This is a genomic window from Achromobacter sp. 18P8.1.1 (genome assembly GCF_057799415.1).
Genome location: NZ_JBYOKH010000015.1, coordinates 18,309 through 36,076 on the forward strand (window position 1 = coordinate 18,309; position 17,768 = coordinate 36,076).

Annotated in this window: 16 protein-coding genes; 1 reads left to right on the plus strand and 15 read right to left on the minus strand. The window is 58.4% G+C overall.

Annotation, left to right across the window (positions count from 1 at the left end; genetic code table 11):
* Positions 1-25: 25 nt before the first annotated feature.
* From AC27VE_RS11965 to AC27VE_RS12035, 15 genes are all read right to left on the minus strand, one after another.
* Positions 26-1,024 (minus strand): MraY family glycosyltransferase, encoded by a 999-nt coding sequence (locus tag AC27VE_RS11965; RefSeq protein ID WP_488703956.1) that lies wholly within the window; start codon positions 1,022-1,024, stop codon positions 26-28.
* A gap of 14 nt (positions 1,025-1,038) precedes the next feature.
* Positions 1,039-1,971: an NAD-dependent epimerase/dehydratase family protein gene (locus tag AC27VE_RS11970; RefSeq protein WP_488703957.1), complete on the minus strand. Its 933-nt coding sequence runs from the start codon at positions 1,969-1,971 to the stop codon at positions 1,039-1,041.
* 4 nt (positions 1,972-1,975) lie between these two features.
* The gene (locus tag AC27VE_RS11975) at positions 1,976-3,226 is read right to left on the minus strand and encodes a glycosyltransferase family 4 protein (RefSeq protein WP_488703958.1); all 1,251 of its coding nucleotides are present in this window, start codon (positions 3,224-3,226) and stop codon (positions 1,976-1,978) included.
* Complete coding sequence (locus tag AC27VE_RS11980) at positions 3,213-4,361, minus strand: glycosyltransferase (RefSeq protein ID WP_488703959.1); 1,149 nt, start codon at positions 4,359-4,361, stop codon at positions 3,213-3,215. The genes AC27VE_RS11975 and AC27VE_RS11980 overlap by 14 nt, the downstream gene beginning before the upstream one ends.
* 17 nt (positions 4,362-4,378) lie before the next feature.
* Positions 4,379-5,518: an N-acetyl sugar amidotransferase gene (locus AC27VE_RS11985; RefSeq protein ID WP_488703960.1), complete on the minus strand. Its 1,140-nt coding sequence runs from the start codon at positions 5,516-5,518 to the stop codon at positions 4,379-4,381.
* The gene (locus AC27VE_RS11990) at positions 5,515-6,828 is read right to left on the minus strand and encodes a hypothetical protein (RefSeq protein WP_488703961.1); all 1,314 of its coding nucleotides are present in this window, start codon (positions 6,826-6,828) and stop codon (positions 5,515-5,517) included. Before AC27VE_RS11990 ends, AC27VE_RS11985 begins: the two co-directional genes overlap by 4 nt.
* A gap of 10 nt (positions 6,829-6,838) precedes the next feature.
* Positions 6,839-7,978, minus strand: a complete 1,140-nt coding sequence (locus tag AC27VE_RS11995) for an N-acetyl sugar amidotransferase (protein WP_488703962.1) — start codon at positions 7,976-7,978, stop codon at positions 6,839-6,841.
* Positions 7,979-7,994: 16 nt separating this feature from the next.
* On the minus strand, positions 7,995-8,756 hold the full coding sequence (locus AC27VE_RS12000) for an AglZ/HisF2 family acetamidino modification protein (protein WP_488703963.1): 762 nt from the start codon (positions 8,754-8,756) through the stop codon (positions 7,995-7,997).
* Positions 8,750-9,376: an imidazole glycerol phosphate synthase subunit HisH gene (gene hisH, locus AC27VE_RS12005; protein ID WP_488703964.1), complete on the minus strand. Its 627-nt coding sequence runs from the start codon at positions 9,374-9,376 to the stop codon at positions 8,750-8,752. The genes AC27VE_RS12000 and hisH overlap by 7 nt, the downstream gene beginning before the upstream one ends.
* Positions 9,373-10,818 carry an oligosaccharide flippase family protein gene (locus AC27VE_RS12010; protein WP_488703965.1) on the minus strand — a complete coding sequence of 482 codons (1,446 nt, stop codon included), beginning with the start codon at positions 10,816-10,818 and terminating at the stop codon, positions 9,373-9,375. Before AC27VE_RS12010 ends, hisH begins: the two co-directional genes overlap by 4 nt.
* 31 nt (positions 10,819-10,849) lie before the next feature.
* Positions 10,850-12,733, minus strand: coding sequence for a polysaccharide biosynthesis protein (locus AC27VE_RS12015; RefSeq protein ID WP_488703966.1), 1,884 nt, complete (start codon positions 12,731-12,733; stop codon positions 10,850-10,852).
* A gap of 66 nt (positions 12,734-12,799) precedes the next feature.
* Positions 12,800-13,885, minus strand: coding sequence for a non-hydrolyzing UDP-N-acetylglucosamine 2-epimerase (wecB, locus tag AC27VE_RS12020; protein WP_488703967.1), 1,086 nt, complete (start codon positions 13,883-13,885; stop codon positions 12,800-12,802).
* A gap of 2 nt (positions 13,886-13,887) precedes the next feature.
* Positions 13,888-14,991, minus strand: coding sequence for a DegT/DnrJ/EryC1/StrS family aminotransferase (locus tag AC27VE_RS12025; protein WP_488703968.1), 1,104 nt, complete (start codon positions 14,989-14,991; stop codon positions 13,888-13,890).
* Positions 14,992-14,996: 5 nt separating this feature from the next.
* Positions 14,997-15,566 (minus strand): acyltransferase, encoded by a 570-nt coding sequence (locus tag AC27VE_RS12030; RefSeq protein ID WP_488703969.1) that lies wholly within the window; start codon positions 15,564-15,566, stop codon positions 14,997-14,999.
* Between the two features lie 4 nt (positions 15,567-15,570).
* Positions 15,571-16,623, minus strand: coding sequence for a Gfo/Idh/MocA family protein (locus AC27VE_RS12035; protein ID WP_488703970.1), 1,053 nt, complete (start codon positions 16,621-16,623; stop codon positions 15,571-15,573).
* A gap of 112 nt (positions 16,624-16,735) precedes the next feature.
* On the opposite strand from AC27VE_RS12035, the gene waaC reads away from it, so the two are divergent.
* Positions 16,736-17,767 (plus strand): lipopolysaccharide heptosyltransferase I, encoded by a 1,032-nt coding sequence (gene waaC / locus AC27VE_RS12040; protein WP_488703971.1) that lies wholly within the window; start codon positions 16,736-16,738, stop codon positions 17,765-17,767.
* Position 17,768: the final 1 nt, after the last annotated feature.

Consider the following 17,768-nt stretch of genomic DNA (forward strand, 5'->3'; position numbering starts at 1 on the left):
CCTGACGGCATCGATCGATCCTGTCCTAGTCGTCGATGCCGGCCTTGAAGTAGATGGCCGCAGCTACCATGGGCAAAGTTGCGATAAGGAACAATGCGGCGCCGAACTTCGCCGGATTGGCCATCGCCACAAAGGTGAGCGGACCGTACCAAAACACAGCCAAGAGAAAATACGCCAGGCTGACTGGGCCATGCCTTCCGACGCGCCGGGAGGCGATCTGGTAGGCGTGGGATCGATGCGCGACATTTGGTTTCTTGCCTCGGCTCAGCCGCACCAGCAGCGTGAGTGTCGCATCCAGGATGAACGGCGCGGCCGGAAGCAGCCAGATAATGGGCCATGGACTCATAGTCGCCGGGCCGATGCTAAGCGTTGCGATCATTACATAGAAGCCGCAAAAAGCGCTTCCGACATCTCCCATGAATACCTTGGCAGGAGGGCGGTTATAGGCCAGGAATCCTGCCGCCGCCACTGCCAGAAGCACCGCGGGAAAAGCCGATTCGGGACCGAGCAGCGCGAGCCAGACAATACCGATCGCAATTGTCTGGCCGGCGGCGATACCATCGATTCCGTCCATGAAATTGAAAAGGTTGGTCATCCAGACCGTGGCCACCAGATAAATGCCGAACGCGGCCTGTGCGGGCACGGTCAGTCCAAACAGGTCCAACGCAGGCAACGGCAGTAGATAAAGAGCCAAGCCCGCGCAAGCAACTTGGACTGTCAACCGGGTGCGTGCGGATAATGACACGCGGTCGTCGATATAACCGCTGACCGCGATTGGAAGGCCGCTCGCCAGCGCCGCAGCGCTGCGTCCGTCGATGTAGCCCAGATACCATCCGGCCAGCAGGCCTACGGCGCATGCCGCGACAATCCCGATGCCGCCCCCGCGCGGTGTGGCAGTCGTGTGGGAGCTGCGATGATTTGGATGGTCAAGGATATTCTTTCGCCGCGCCCAGGCAATACTTGCTCGGGTGACGCCGACCGCCACGCCGAAGATGATGACGTACAGGAGGAAAATATTGCTCATGTCATTGCGGCAAATTAGCGGGCGTTCTCTTGAAGTGACTGCTGCAGTGCGGTGTCCGCGGCAAGGACAGGCACCCATCCATGGCTCCGGGCCTTGGCCCAGTCGACATGGAATGGTCTGGTGAGGCTATCGAGTTCCTGGCGCCGTCCGATACATGCGCCAAGGATGCGCAACATCGATGGTGGAAAAGGCACCTGCCGGTTGGGTATGCGCAGTTCGGCGCAAATACCGCTGATCAGATCCGGCAGCGCGAAATCGGAGCCATCGGCTATAACGAACGTGCCGGCTCCGATGGATCCGACGCTGCAATTAGCCAGGAAGTCCGCTAGGTTTCTGACGTGAATGAACGAGCGCTTGGCGCGTACCGATGCAAAAGGCAAGGGCAGTCCGGTCTTTACGAGTTTGACCAGCTTCGAGAAGTTGCCCGGACAGTCCGGACCGTAAACCATTGGTGGCCTTACGATGTATAGGCAAGCGGGCGAAGTACGGAAAATCTCGAGCAGTTCCTTCTCCGCTGCGATCTTCGAGAGGGCATAAGGCGAAACCCCCGTCAAAGACGAGGTTTCCGTGACGTCCGACGCAGACCAGGTACCATGTACGCCAATCGTGCTGACATGGACGAACCGGCCTACGCCGGCGAGCCGAGCGGCTTGCGCGACAACCGTGGTCATTTTTCGGTTGACCTGGTCGAACAGATCGATGCCATCGGCGTGCTTGTCCCGTGTGTGGGCGCGTCCCGCCAGATGGACGACAGCGTCGCAGCCCCGCAGCACGTCGGGTTCCAGCGACATCAGTTCGGCGTTGACAATCGACACGTGTTTTCCGCTTGGGACGGTCTCCGCGGACTGGCCGCGAACCAAGGCGAGCGTATCCACGCCGCGTTCCTGCAGGAGGCTGATCAGCGCTTGGCCTATATAGCCTGACGCCCCTGTCACTGCGATGCGCATATGCTCATTCCTTGTGCCGACAAAGGTTCAGGTAGTCGTTGGCCAACACGTCATAGGTATGTCGGTTCAGTACGTAGAGGCGGCCACGCTCTCCGGTCTCCTGTCTTTCTTGTGGGCTCAGCCGTGCCAGGTGCATAAGCCCGTCAGCTATCCCGGCGGAGTCGCCCGGATCTGCGGATACGCCGCAGGATGCCTCGGCTACCGGGTCGTTCCCGGCGCGCACTCCGAACAGTACGGGGAGCGCCGCCAACATATAGTCAAACAGCTTGTTGGGACTTACGCCAAAACGAAACAGTGGTTCCGGTTTCAATGAGATGTAGCCTATATCGACTTCCCGGAGCAGGGTGAGCACGTCCTGTTTGGCGATTTGGTCATGGATCGTGATTCGATCCTCTAGGCCACGTTCGCGAATTAGTTGTTGCAGTGCGTGCTGGCGTTCTCCACGCCCGACAATCACTGCGCAGACCGATGGTTCGCCATTTGAGTGCAGGATGGATATCGCTTCAATCAGGGAGTCCACGTAGTTGGGTTGTCCCAGGGCTCCTGTATAGGCAACGACGATCTTGCCCTGGGCGCGCCAACGACGGGCCTGTTCTAGTCCCGGATTTGACGCGTCGCAGCCCGATGAGGCTTCGTCGATATGCACGCCGTTCGGGATGTAATGCCACCGTTCCGCAGGCAGGCCATGCTCGGCCATGTACTCTTGCGTGCACGGAAGCAGCGAGACGACGAAGTCGGCGTTGCGATAGGCGCGCCGCTCCATCCAGCCTGTGAACCGGGTAAGGGGATGCCTAGGCGAGAGGCCGGCAAGTTCGATCAGGCTGAGGGGCCAGAGATCCCGCACCTCAAAAACAGAGCGCGCGCCAAACTGGCGTGCAATCGAGTGTGTCGCCAGAAAACAATAGGGGTGGGGACTGGATGCGATCACCATATCGGGGCGACCATACTTCTCCGCGTGCCGGCGGGCTCGTAGCTTGAACTTGGCGCTGAATTCGGCCATGTTGAACAGGCGGCCAAACCCATTGCCGGTATATGGCCGGCAATCGATGAACTCATAGGGGACGTCAGCGACGTTACGGCCTCCCGAGATTTGCGGGGTGTCGAGCAAATGATGATACGCCGATGTGAATACAGTGGCGCTCGCACCGGCCTGGATCCATTGCCGCGCCAGGAAGTAAGGCCTGCTGTAGCGGCCAATGCCGGGGCCGCCAGCATACGGATGGACGTACCAGATATTCGGCTTATTGGGCGACACGCAATTCCCCGTATGCACGCACCAGTGTGTCTTCCTCTTGCTCCCATGTGTAATGGGCTGCGGCTGCGGCCGAGCCGCGGCCAGCCTGTTCGATCTCTTCGGGTGTCAAGGTGGAAAGCAATTCGGCAAATGCTTCATCGTCCGCAGGGGCGATCCAGCCGCATTGAAAGCGTTCGATCAGTGCGACGTGCTCGGGTAGTGGGGTGGCGATGGTCGGCAGCCCCGCATGCAAGTACTCGAAGAGCTTGTTGGGCAAAGAATAGTGATAAGAAAGACAGGTGCTTTCAGTTGAGCAAATCCCGACATCCGCAGCCCGGGTATGGCGCAGCACGTCAGCGGGCGGTACTGCAGGAAAAAAATGGATGTTTGCAGTGCGGGCCACGGCGGCGCGAACCACATCCAACAAGGGACCGTCGCCCATCAGGGCCAGATGATACCCGGCAGGCAAAGTTGCGAATACGCGGAGCAGGCGTTCAATCCCGCGGCCCGCGAGAAATCCACCCTGGTACAGGTATAGCCTGTGGTGCGATGGAATGCCCAATTTTTCTTTCAGGTCTACCGGTTGTTCGGCCTTGTTGCCCGCTGGAACGGGTATGTTTCTAACGACGTATGGCCGTGCAATGCCATATGTGGAAGCATACCAATCCGCGATTGTGTCACTGACGACGAAGACAGCGGTGCAGCGTTTGATCAGCAGGCGCTCGATGAACCGCGCCAGGCGCTGGCGTATGCCTCGGCAACTGTGAGTCTCGGTTTCTAACTCATGTGTGTCATATATCAAGCGTGCTCCGGTCAGCTTGCTGGCAATGAAGCACAGCGGCAAGACTGGCAGGCTATGCGCGTTGATATACAAAAAGTTCCGCTTCCGGAGGTAATTTAGGGCGCGGACAGACCATTCGATTGTTCTAGCCGTTTTTCCCAGCAGCCCCTGTGATTGGGGGGCGATACTGCGCTTCAAGCGCACGAGATTCCGGTGGCCATCTATGCTCTCGCATGCCGGCAGGCCATCTTTTTGCACGCCAATGATCTCCACCTTGTCGACGATGCCATGTTTGACCATTGCGTCAGTGATGCGAAAGATTCTGCTTTCGTTAAGCAGATCAGACGGATAAAGGTGTGCATTGATGCGAGTCATACGATATCAGCTGGTCGTCAAACAGATTTTGCAGTGCGTCGAACGAAATTCTTCAACGTTGCCAATTCCTCGATGAAATAACGTTGGTTGGGGTAGTCTGTATGGGCGCGGTTTGGCGCATCAATGAGACGTTGAAGATCATCTGCAGTTATGCCGAACTTCTTTAACACGAAATCCGTGTCGCCTTGCAGGTCGTTTTCCGCGTACGGGTCGAATGTGAGCTGCTGCAGCCCCTCCTCTCGCGTCATTTGGCCAGCGCAAACCAGCGCAGATAAATGTGCTCGCCGCTTGTCGAAACCGAACTTGGTGGGAAGGTAATATCCTTGGTACCAGCGCGTATAGATGGACTCATAGTGCTTGCCGCCATAGTACTGCCATCCCAATTCGTCCTGCATGGTCTGCATGGCGGCCGACTTGTCGTAGTCGATATAGTTCAACAAGTTGACCATCTTGTATCGGCCACTGAGGATGCGCAACGTGAATGAAGGCAGGCCAATGCGGGGAAAGGTGCGAAGCGGCACCGTTCCGTGCAACCGGTGCAATGCCTTGATGTGGCGCAAGTCGTGGCTGTAGTAGACCCACGATATCGGCAATATTCCTTCCGTCACCACATTGCTGCCGTTGATGACATACCGGATGCCGTGCTTTCTTGCGGTACTCACCAATGTGGCGGTAATTGCGTGGTCTGTCGGTATTTCGCAATTCGGAACGGATGCCTTGATGAAGGACATCTGGAGGTCCTTGAATTCTTCCCAATCAACGACGTACGTGTATAGGTCGATATCAAGTTTATCGAGCGTCTTCTTGATGTTGGCCACGGCAATTTCGGAATTCCAGCCATTGTCGAAATGCACCGCTAACGGGCGCAGGCCCAGTTGTTTCAGCTTATATACGACAAAGGTGCTGTCCACCCCTCCGCTTACGCCTGCGATGCAATCGTAATCCTTGCCGCGGCCCTCGTTCCGGATCTGGTCGACAATGCGCGCCAATGCCGCATCGCCGGCGGGGCCGTGATGGACTTCATTGCGTACACGCGTGAAATAGCGTGTGCAATGATTGCAGATGCCTTCGCTGTCGAACGTGATGGCCGGATCACTGGTATCCATAAGGCAGCGAGTACATTGTTGATATGGGCGCTGCGCGGTCGTGTTCGTCATTTGGTTCTGGTGCGAAAAAAGTACAGGAACAGAAAGCTGGTAATAATCCAGCCGGAGCCGGAGTTCAGCGCGGTCAATAGATTGGTTTCCATTGCGACCACTATGAACGCAATGTTCAGCGGTATCGCCAAAGGATGCGAGCCAAATATCTGGGTGGCCAGTAGGAGCACGAACGCCATTGCGACGGATGAAAGTATCACACCCAAAGGCCCGAAGTTTGCATACTCCGTCATGAAGAATGCCGCATTCAAACTACCCTGAAGCTTGAATTCATTGACGTTTTTAGGGTAGTAATGGGCATAAAGCTTGGTTGGTACATTGACATACTGGCAGCCAAGCAGGACGCTGGCGGGGCGATAGCCGCAGCCATATTCTCGAAACTTCGGGTCGGAATAGTAATTGAACCACTGCAGTATGACGCCGCCGGGGATTACGATGATTCTGCTAAATAGCGAGTAGAGAACCGATTTGGATTGCCAGGAAGACGTTTCATAGTGCCGCGGCTTTAATTTAGGGGCTTGGTCGGGCTGGATTGCAGGGGCAGCCGCCAGGATGGTGCTGGTACTGGTGCTCGGCTGAGTGGCCTGAGGCAGCGTGGCCGCATATGCCGGGAAAAAGGCATCGCGAATGTTGGGGCTGGCGATTGCGCTGGTAGTCAGCAGAATGCCGCCTATCAGGGCGACCAGTCCCAACGAGTCCCGATACCGTCGCAGGCTGATTGTGTAGAGCAGCAGCGGAGCGAAAAGAAAAATCGGCATTATGCGTGCGTATAACGCGAGCGAGTAGAGCGCGGCCAGGATTATCAATGGGTAGAATGCGCGCGATCTGGCCGAGTATGCCAGAATCAGCACCATGGGACCGATGGCCTTTACGCTGTAGTCGCTGAGATAACGCAAGAACATGGGTACTCCGAGATATCCTTCCTGGCGTATAACGCTTATCTCGAAATCATCTCGGGAAGCGAGAGCTCGCAAGCCAGGGATCCCCGGCAATATGAGGAGATGCCCGATCACCGTGGCGGAAAATATCCCGACCAACACCCAAAAAAAAGTGCGTTTATGCTGGGCGTCGTATTCCGTCCAGTTTGCGCCGATGAGAATCTGCCTCGTTGGGAAGAATCTGTCGACGGCATAGCGCCCCATCGCATAAAAGATTACGCTCAGAACGATCACCGCCAGCACTATCCAGGTGGCCGGGCTGACAAGCGCAGCGCTCTCGTAGTACCGATTGGCGATGGTTGAGCAAAGGAGGCCCGCCAAAGCAATCAGATAGGCAAAAAAGATACGCTCGCGCGACAGCAACCCAACCATGGGGAAGTCCTCAGAGCTTGGTGAATAGCCGCTTGAACTTGAGGGCGCGGGCCATCAACTTAGCGTTGGATTTGTAATCCGTGTAGTCCTTCTTCGGGAGCTGGAAAATATCGTCCAGTTCGCTCTCGGTCAGCCCCAGTTTCTTGGCAACGAAGATCTTGTCTTCCTGCTGTCGCTGCGCATCATACGTGGGATGCTCGAGTTCTTCCAATGCCTCGGAACGCGTCATTTGGCCTGCATTGATCAATGAGGCCATGTGGGCCCGGCGCTTGTCATACCCGAATTTGACGGGGAGATAGTATCCCTGAAAAAAACGCGTGAACACAGACTCGTAATGCTTGCCGCCATAATCGCGCCATCCCAGTTCCTGCGCAATGGTTTGCTTAGCATCAGCTTTGTTGTACGGGAGATAATTCAACAGTTTGATCGTCTTGATTCCGCGAACATACGGGTACCAGATAAACTGCTTGAAGAACCCGATCGAGGGGTATTTGCGCAGTGGCCGTTCACCAAATTTCCGGTGGATATCGCGCAAATGGCGTGCATCGCCGGATTGATAGCCCCATGCTGCCGGCAGGATGAACTCCGTGGCATAGTTACTACCCGAAAGGATGTGCTTTATACCGTGACGCGCGGCTTGGGCATACAGAATGGCGGGAAAGGCGTGGTCGGTCGGGATGTCACAGTTGGCGACTGATGCCTTGAAGAATGCCAATTGGAGGTCCTGCATTTCTTCCCAGTCCACCACATGAGTGTGCAGGTCAATGCCCAGGCGCTTCACGATATTCTCAATGTTGTGCACCGCCAGTTCCGAGTTCCATCCGCTGTCGAAATGGACGGCTAGCGGGCGCAGGCCCAGGCGTTTGGCGGTATAGGCTACATAGGAGCTGTCGACGCCACCACTGAGGCCCATAATGCAATCGTAGTCCTTGCCCTTTCCGGAGGCCTTGATCTGCTCGGCAATCTTTGTCAATTCGGCTTCGCGGCCACCGGCAGTAGCCTTGTCAACGATGCCGCGGACCATGGCATCGTATTGGCGGCAGTGATTGCAGACACCCTCTTCGTCGAAGCTGATGTCCGGATCGCTCGTGTCCATCACGCACCGAGTGCATATTTGATAAGGGCGTGATTGCATAGAAGATTTGTGCATGAATCGATTTTCTTTGCTACGGCAGTTTGCTTTCGAGTTCTGCCCGATTTGGATAATTGATCAATACTGCCCGATGTTTGCCGTGGAAGACGAACATGCTGCCTGCCGCTAGCGCAGGGATTCGTGCCTGGGTGACGGCCTCGGACATATGATCGAGATTGCCAGCGCCACCGCAGGCTATCAAAGGCGTATCGACGGCATTGCCAAGTTTCTTGAGGAAGTCCACATCGTACCCCGCCATCGTGCCGTCGCGGTCGATCGAATTTATGAGTATTTCGCCCACGCCCAGCTTGGCCAGTTGCTCGGCGTAACGGATAGGATCTTCCTTGGTATTGATCTTGCCGCCTGCTATATAGACTTCATTTTTTCCGAGAAACGTTTTTTTGACGTCGATCGCGGCAATGACACTGGAGCTTCCAAAGGTCGCACAGCATTCTTCCACGAGGCGGCGATTGTTGAAGGCAGCCGTATTCAGGGAAATTTTCTCGACGCCCATTCGGTAAAGACGCCGCATTTGGTCGATGGATGTCACGCCGCCACCGTAGGTAAGTGGCATGAAGCATTCGCTGGCGATATCCTCGATGATGCTGTATGGCGGCTCTTTCTTCTCTGGAGTGGCGGCTATGTCGAGCAATATGAGCTCATCGACCTCTTTTTCATTGAAGATTTTCACCGCGTTTATGGGATCTCCCACGTAGGTGGGATCCTTGAACTTGACCGTTTTGTACAGGCCTCGTCCGCGCAGCAGCAGGCATGGAATGATCCGGGTTTTCAGCACGATTGAAAGCGCTCTACGAAATTGCGATATACCTGTAGGCCGTACTTGTGGCTTTTTTCTGGGTGAAACTGCATGGCCAGAATATTGTCCTTGCCCAGTACGCTGCAGAAATCATGGCCATAAGGTGTGTGGGCCAGTGCAATGTCTGGCGAATCGGCAACCATATGGTAGGAATGCACAAAGTAGAACCGCATTGGTCGAGCCACGTTTTGGAATATTTCCATGTCCGGCCGAACCGGGTTGACTAGATTCCAGCCCATATGTGGAATACGCAACTGCTGATGCGATGCGGCTTTGAATTTCACGATACGAGCGTCCAGCCAGCCAAATCCAGCTTGCGCTCCTTCCTCGCTGGATTTGGTCATCAGTTGGGCACCCAGGCATACGCCAAGAATAGGTTTTCCCTCTTGGTGGACCAATTCGTTCAGCAGATCGAAAAGCTCGAAGCGACGCAAATTGTGAATGGCTTCGTCGAATGCGCCTACGCCTGGCAATATCAGTTTGTCGGCGGCGCGTAATACGGCAGGGTCGCGCGTGATCGTTGCCTGAGCTCCAATCTTGCGCAGCATGTTTTGCACTGAACCGACGTTACCAACGTCGTAATCGACGATAGCGATCATGTCGCTGCTTCCTGATGTCTGAGAATTCTTGCGATGTTGCGCCACTGTGCCAGGCCGAGCATCGCAGCAATAACCGTTGCCAGAATGGCGGCCAATATCAGCCATAGCGTTGACAGGCCGCCGGCCAGACGCAAAACAAACAAGGCTGTTGTGGCCATCAAATAGACGCCGCTTCCCGCCAATACGGCACGTATCAGCGGCTTGATGGTAAAGTGGCTGACGCGGAAAATTGCAACCAAATAGATAATATGGTAACTGGCGTTGGCAACAGCGAAGCCGATGATGGCGCCGGTGATGCTATTGCTGAGTGCGAGGGGCAGAATGACCGCTGCAACAGTAATTATATCTGCGCTGACCTGGATCGTGAATGACACATCCTGGCGGTGGGCCACTTCGAACAGCCGCTCAGGCCAGCCGGTTTGCAGGGCAAGCCATGCCGCGGGCGCCAGGATCATCGCGTAGACGCCGGCAGTCTGCCATTTGGAGCCGAATACGTAGCCGAAGAACACGTCGCCCCAGACGGTGCAAAAGGCAAATAGCGGCGCGCCAGCCAGCAATGTCAGCTTCAGGAGCCCGACCGTAATGGATTGTAGGTGGGGCGTGCCCTTGAATGCAACCGCTTCTCGGAAGAAAACCTGGCTTAGGGAGGCGGAGATCAGCAGGGTAGGGGCCAGTAGGACGGTACGTGTCAATCCGTAGAACCCCGCGGCGGATGTCGCCCCGAGGGAAGAGAAGACGAAAATCGGCATGTCGCGCGCGACGGTACCTATCAGGCTGTACGGCGTGTTGAAGTAGAGGAACTGGCGATAGTGCTTGGCCAAGCGCTTAATCTCGCGGTAGTCGAAGTCACACACGGAGCGGTAGACCCCGTAACCGCACGCCAGCATGATGACCAACACGGCCGTCCACTGTCCAAGTACTTTTGCCACGACCAGGCCTTGCGTACTGGCTCCCAGATAGCCGATGGCGAGAGCCGCGACTGCGTAGAGTGCTTGGTTCGCGATGTTCGCCTTGGCCACTTGGGTAAAACGGCGCCCACGGGACGCGTAGGCCGTGCCCAGCAGCGTCAGCATCGTCCCCACCATCATCGCGGGTAACAGCCATAGCCATGCTGTCAACTCGGGATACCCGGCCCGGCTGGTGATGAAGGGGCCGAAAAGCCAGATCGCCAACAACGCGACCAGCATGGTGAACGCACTGATGAGCAGAACCAAGGCGCCTAATTGATAAGCGTCTTCATCGCGTTCCGGCAATACTACGGCCAGATCGAAACGACAAGTGGCAGCCACTCCCAGGGCGGCGGTACTGCCCATGAACAAGGTCTGAAGACCAATCGCTTCCGGGCTGTAAAGCCGTGTCAGCAATGGCATCACCAGAAGCGGTATTGCTTGTGCCAAGACCGTGCCGGACAGCATCGCGAGGATGTTTGCGCGAAAGCTCATCTGAATCTCTTGGCGCGTGGAAGTATCTGAATCATGTTGCAGGTGTGGTCTGGTACTCGGGTACCAGTCGTTGCAGCATGGCGACGATTGCAGCGCGGTCATTCGCGGCCAAAGCTCCCGTCAAAGCGTCGAGCGCCGCCATCAATTCTGCGTACGGAATATCCCGCTCGCGCGCCTTGAGAATCCGGGGGTGCTCTGTCTCGGTGACATCGCCGCCGATCAGCAATTCCTCATACAGCTTTTCACCCGGGCGCAAGCCGGTCACGAGGATCTCGATATCGCCGTCGGGGTGGTCTTCGTCGCGTACCGTCAGGCCGTACAGACGGACCATGCGGTAGGCCAGGTCGACGATGCGCACCGGTTCGCCCATATCCAGTACGAAGACTGACCCGGACTCGCCCATTGACCCGGCCTGCAGCACCAGCTGCGCGGCTTCGGGGATGGTCATGAAGTACCGTGTGATTTCCAGATGGGTGAGGGTGATCGGGCCACCTGCGAGGATCTGTTTCTGAAACAGGGGCACGACACTGCCCGAGCTGCCCAGCACGTTGCCGAAGCGGACCATCGAAAAGCGAGTGCCGGTCTGTGTCAGCGACAAGGCCTGTAGGATCAGTTCGGCCAGGCGCTTGGAAGTGCCCATGATGTTGGTGGGCCGCACTGCTTTGTCGGTCGAGATCAGCACGAAGTCCTGCACGCCGCATTCCACTGCCGCCGTCGATAGCGTGAGTGTGCCAAATGCGTTGGTCAGGATACCTTCGGCCGGATTGTGCTCGACGATCGGCACGTGCTTGTACGCGGCCGCGTGGTAGATGGTCTCGACGCCGTGTTCGCGGAACACCGATCTGCATAGCTTGGCGTCGCGCACCGACCCCAGCACCGAAACGACCTCCAGCAGCCGGGCGTCGGGCAGTGAACGGATCGCCTGATCGACGAGGTAGAGCGCGGCCTCAGAAACTTCCAGGATCACGAGCTTGCGGGGGCGCAGGCTGACGATCTGGCGGCATAGCTCGGATCCGATCGAGCCACCGCCGCCACTGACCATGACTACCCGGCCGGTCACGCAGCGGCCCAGCAGTTCCTGCTGCGGCGCCACAGGGTCGCGGCCAAGCAAGTCTTCGATCTGCAGGTCGCGCAGGCGCGGCCCGTCGGTGGGGACGATCAGTTCACGGATGCTGGGTACCAGGCGAATCCGTAATGGGTAATCGGCGACACTTTCGACGATTTCGCGAACGCGCCCGCGCGAAGCAGAGGGCATCGCTATCAGCAGTTGGTGCGGGGTGTAGCGTTCGATCAGTTCCGGTAGCTTCGAGGGGGCATGGATGCGGATGCCCGCCATCATTAGCCCCTGCTTGCGCGGATCATCGTCCAGCGCCGCGACCGTGCGGTAATGCGGGCCGGCGTCCAGCGCGGTCGCAAGCTGGGATCCGGCCCCGCCCGCGCCGTAGATAATCACCGGTACATAGCGCTCGGCCGACATCATGCCGGCTCGCGGGAACAGCACACGGCGCGCGAGCAGGCGCGAGCCCAGCAGCAGCACCAACGCCAGCAGGCAGTAGATGGTCAGCACGCCGCGCGACAGGCCGCGGCCGATTTCCAGGAAACGGTCGACGCTGACCACGGCCATCAGGGACACGACGATACCGCCCATGACCGACAACACCACACGCTCGTTCATGTAGCGCAGGATGTACCGGTACAGGCCCAGCGCGGCAAGCGCAAGTACGCCGGTGCCGCTGGCGACAATCGAGAACAGGATGTAATGATCGTCGAAAAAGAACAGTTCGAAGCGCAGCCAAAGTGCAAGCTGAAACGCCAAGAGCAGCAGGCACGCGTCAAGCCCGATCGCCAGTATCTGCTTGATGCGACGGGGCAGGTTGACGAATGCGTGCCTTATGGAGTTTTGTAATTGACGCATAGTGCCATCATGGATAGCGAAAATTCCTGGTCGCAGGAAGGAAAACAGGGCCCGAAGGCCCTTGCGTTATTCAGCCAGACTCTCGGCTATTTTGTCTGCTGCGCTGCCATCGCCATAGGGGCTGGTAGGCGTAGGCTGATGAGTCAGTGCAATTCCAATGGCCGAGAGGATGCCCTCCACCGATGTCGGCGGCGCCAAGCGGTTCCAGCCTGCGTCGACCAGCTCGGTCCATTCGGTTTCGTCGCGTACGGTGACACAGGGGCGTTCGTGGAAGAACGCTTCCTTCTGGACACCGCCGGAGTCGGTCAAAGCCACCTTGCAGTATTTCTCGAGTTGCACCATGTCGAGGTAGCCGACAGGCTCGACCAGCTTGATGCGGCCTGCGAGTTTGTCCCTGAGGCCCAGCTTTTCCAGGATGTTGCGCGTGCGCGGGTGCAGCGGCCACACGACTTCGTGGTTGGCGCCAACTTGCATCAACGCGTCAACGATGATGCCGAGTCGTTGGGGATCGTCGGTATTTTCGGCGCGGTGGATCGTCACCAAAATGTATTTTCCCGGCGTCAGTCCGAAGCGCGCGAGCGCGCCGCCTTCGGCGTTGACTCGGGTGCCCTGGAACCGGGCCACGTCCAGCATGACATCGCCCACCTGGATGATGCGGGAAGGATCCATTCCCTCGCGGACCAGATGCGCGGTGGCGGTATCAGTCGGTGTATAGAGCCAACGTGATACGCGATCCGTCAGGACGCGGTTGACCTCTTCGGGCATGCGCATGTTGAACGAACGCAGTCCTGCTTCGACGTGGGCCACCGGAATATGCAGCTTGGCAGCCACCAGGGCGCCGGCCAAGGTGGAGTTGGTGTCACCGTAGACGAGGACCGCGTCCGGACGTTCATCCTGCACGACGCGTTCCAGCTCAATCAGCATGCGGCCGGTCATCTCGCCGTGGCCGCCTCCGTGTATGTCCAGCTGATACTCGGGCTGCTTCATGCCGAGTTCGTCAAAGAATACATCAGACATGTTGGCGTCGAAATGCTGACCGGTATGCACCAATACTTCAGATAGCTGCGGGTGCCGGGCCATTGCCGCCGACACCACACTGGCTTTGATGAACTGCGGGCGGGCTCCCAGGACAGTCAGGATCTTCTTGGTCATATTCAACGGGCGAGTGCGGCGCGGACGGTAGCGACGATCTGGTCTTGCGTGGCCTCGTCCAGATCGGGATGCATCGGCAGGCTCATGACGCGTTCCGCCAACATGTCCGAAACCGGGGTTGCGCCTTCGCCGTCCGCGAACGCTGCATACGCCGGTTGCGCGTGAATAGGGCGCGGGTAGTGGATCGCCGTCGGGATGCCGGCTTCCTTCAGGTGCGCGATCACGGCCTCGCGGTTCGGAACGATGACGGTGAACTGGGCCCAGACGCTATCGCGGTCCGGGCGCACCGTCACGGTACGCGCCCCGTCCGGCAAATCTGCCAGCAATTGCTGGTAGCGGGCGCCGATCTTCACGCGTTGTTCGACTTCCCATTCGAAGCGTTCCAGCTTGCCGAGCACCACTGCGCATTGCAGGGTGTCCATGCGGCCGCCGACGCCGACGCGGGTGTGGTAGTAGCGGGCAGACTGGCCGTGCACGCGGATTTCGCGCATGGTCTGGGCCAACTCGTCATCGTTCGTGAACAGTGCGCCGCCATCGCCATAACAGCCCAGCGGCTTGCTCGGGAAGAAGCTGGTGCAGCCGATGGTCGACAGATTGCAGCTTTTCTTGCCCTTATACGAGGCGCCAAAGCTCTGCGCCGCGTCTTCGATGACCGCGATGCCGTGTTTGGCGCCGATCGCGTTGACCTCGTCCATGTCGCCGCACTGCCCGTACAGGGAGACGGGGATGATGGCCTTGGTGCGAGGCGTGATTTTGGCTTCGATTTCCGACACCTTGATGTTGCAGGTGTCGGGCTCGACGTCGACGAACACCGGCACGGCGCCCAGCAACACGATGACCTCGGCCGTGGCGACGAACGTGAACGACGTGGTGATGACCTCGTCGCCCGCCTTCACGCCTAGTGCCATCAACGCAATTAGCAAAGCCTCGGTGCCCGACGCTACCGTGATGCAATGCTTGGCGCCGGTGTACGCGGCCAGGGCGGTTTCCAGTTCCTTGACCTCGGGACCCATGATGTACTGCCCATGATCCAGGACTTTCTGGATACGGGAGTTGATCGGATCGCGCAGGACTTGGTACTGTTTTTTCAGGTCAATGAATTGCATGGTGTTTACGCCTGTTGGCAGACGCCATCCTTCAGAATGTAGGTTTCGCCCGTATGTGCGCACGTGGCTTGGCCGTTGCCGGACAAGGGCAGGTCGAGCTGTTCGCCATAGCGGCTCATCCAGCCGATCTGCTTGGCAGGCACGCCCACGACGAGGGCATAGTCAGGCACGTCTTTATTGACGACGGCGCCCGCGCCGACGAAGGCGTAGCGTCCGACGGTGGCGCCGCACACGATCGTGCTGTTGGCGCCCAGCGTCGCGCCCTGGCGCACCAGCGTGTTGCGGTATTCGTTCTTGCGTTCGATGGCCGCCCGCGGATTGTAGACATTGGTGAATACCATGCTCGGGCCGCAGAACACGTCGTCTTCGAGCGTCACATTGTCGTAGACGGATACGTTGTTCTGGATCTTGACGCGATCGCCGATCTTGACCTTGTTGCCGACGAACACGTTCTGGCCCAGCGAGCAGCCTTCGCCGATAACGGCGCCGCCACAGACATGGACCCAGTGCCATACCCGGCTGGTCGTGCCGATTTGGGCGCCGTCATCAACGATAGCAGTGGAATGGATGCTCATGGGATCAGTCCAGCGGCAGCGGAACGCGCACGCCGTCGCGGGCGGAGCGGTACATGGCGGTCAGCAGCGCCAGGGACTGCAGGCCTTCGCGGCCGTCGGTCTCCGGTTCGCATTCGCCGCGCAGCGTGCGGATGACGTTGTCGTAATACAGCGGGTGGCCAAAGCCGTAGACCGAAGTCGTTTCGTAATTGGCTTCGCGGATCTTGGTGTCGTCGGGGTGCTCGTCAGCGAATTTCCATTCATCGATTCGGTTGACGGCCACGCCGCCCACGCGGACAGTGCCCTTCTCGCCCAGGATGGTGATCGAGCCTTCCAGGTTCTGCGGGTAGGTCAGCATGGTGACGTTGATCGAGCCCATGGCGCCATGGCGCCAGCGCACTGCTGCTACACCGGTGTCTTCCGCTTCGATGCGGCGCGCTAGGGTAGCCGTGAAGGCATAGACGCTTTCGACCGGGCCGACCAGCCAGTCCAGCAGGTCGACATAGTGGCTGGCCTGGTTCATGAATGCGCCACCATCCCACTCCCACTTTCCGCGCCAACGGGCCGCATCGTAGTAATCTTGCGGTCGCGTCCAGAAGACGTTGACGGTGACCATGTAGATCCGGCCGAAGCGGCCTTGGTCAATGGCCTTCTTCAACAGTTGGAGGGTGGCATTGCGGCGGTTCTGCTTGACGACGAAGAGACGGACCCCGGCTTCGTCGCAGGCCTTGACCATGCGCTTTCCGTCTTCCCAGCGCGTGGCCATGGGTTTTTCGCTGATGACGTGGCGACCGGACTGGGCGATCTCGATGGCTTGCCACGGGTGCAGGCCAGAGGGCGTGGCCAGGATTACGGCGTCGGCGGTGCTGTTGGCCAGCAGTTCGGTCAAGGAAGAATAGGGGGTAGCGCCCGTCGCTTCGGCGGCAGCCCTCAATGCTTCAGGGTTGGTGTCGCAGACGTCTACCAGTTCGGCCCGGTCCCCGTGCTGGGTGATCGCGCCGATGTGATTCTTGGAAATGCGTCCACAGCCCACAATGGCAAAACGCAGCTTCCGGTCAGTAACGGGATTGGTGGTCATCAGATTGTTTTGATGTAAATTGCCGGGGTTATTTGGACCCACCCGGGGTTAGAGAGCAATATTACTTGAATCCCTTGGGTGTCCGCGAATGTAAACATCCAAATTCTTATTGATGCCTACTCGCATTCTCATCGTTCGAACGTCGTCACTTGGCGATCTGGTGCACATGTTGCCCGCTATTACCGATATTGCCCGCCATGTGCCGGATGCGGAGATAGATTGGGTAGCGGAAGAGGCTTTTGCCGAGATTCCGTCGTGGCATCCCGCGGTGAGTTCTGTGATCAAAGTGGCACACCGCCGATGGCGCAAAGCCTGGTGGTCGCAGCAGGTTCGGGCGGAACGCAAGGCGTTGCGCGAGCGCCTGCGCGAAAAGCAGTATGACGTCGTCCTGGATATGCAGGCGTTATTGAAATCAGCTTGGTTGGTGCGGCAAGCGCGCGGAATTCGCCATGGCCTGGATTGGCGATCCGCACGCGAACCGTTGGCATCTTTGTTTTACAACGTGCGACACCGTGTGGAGTTTTGGCAGCCCGCTGTCATTCGGCAACGCAAATTGGCCGCGCTGACTTTCGGTTACCAACATGCCGGTCTGCCTGATTTCGGATTGCAAGAATTCGCGCGCTTGGCGGCGCAATCGCGTGACGTTCCCGATATTGTCGAGCACAGTAATGTGGCAGATCTGCCACGTTTACATCATTTAGATACCGATCGCGGCTATGCCGTGATCATGCCGTCGGCCAGCCGCGACGATAAATTGTGGCCCGAAGAAGACTGGCGGGCCGTGTTTCGCCGGTTGCGCGAAGCCGGTTGCACCTTGAAGCTGCTGGCAGGGAATGAATCTGAAGCCCAGCGCGCCGGCCTGTTGGTGGCCGGCATGGACGGGGCCGAGGTGATGCCCCGCATGGATCTGAGTTCGGTGGCCCGCTTGCTGGCGGGTTCGCGCCTGATGGTGGGCCTGGACAGCGGCCTGACCCATTTGTCCGCCGCCCTGGGCCGCCCCACCATCGGCATCTACCGCGCCTCCACTCCCGTGAGAACTCCGCTGGTCGGTTCGAACTACACCGCCAGCCTGGGCGACCGCGGCGCGTCGCCGTCGCGTGAAGCCGTGATGGCGGCGGTGGAGCAGGCATTGGCTGCCCAGTGAC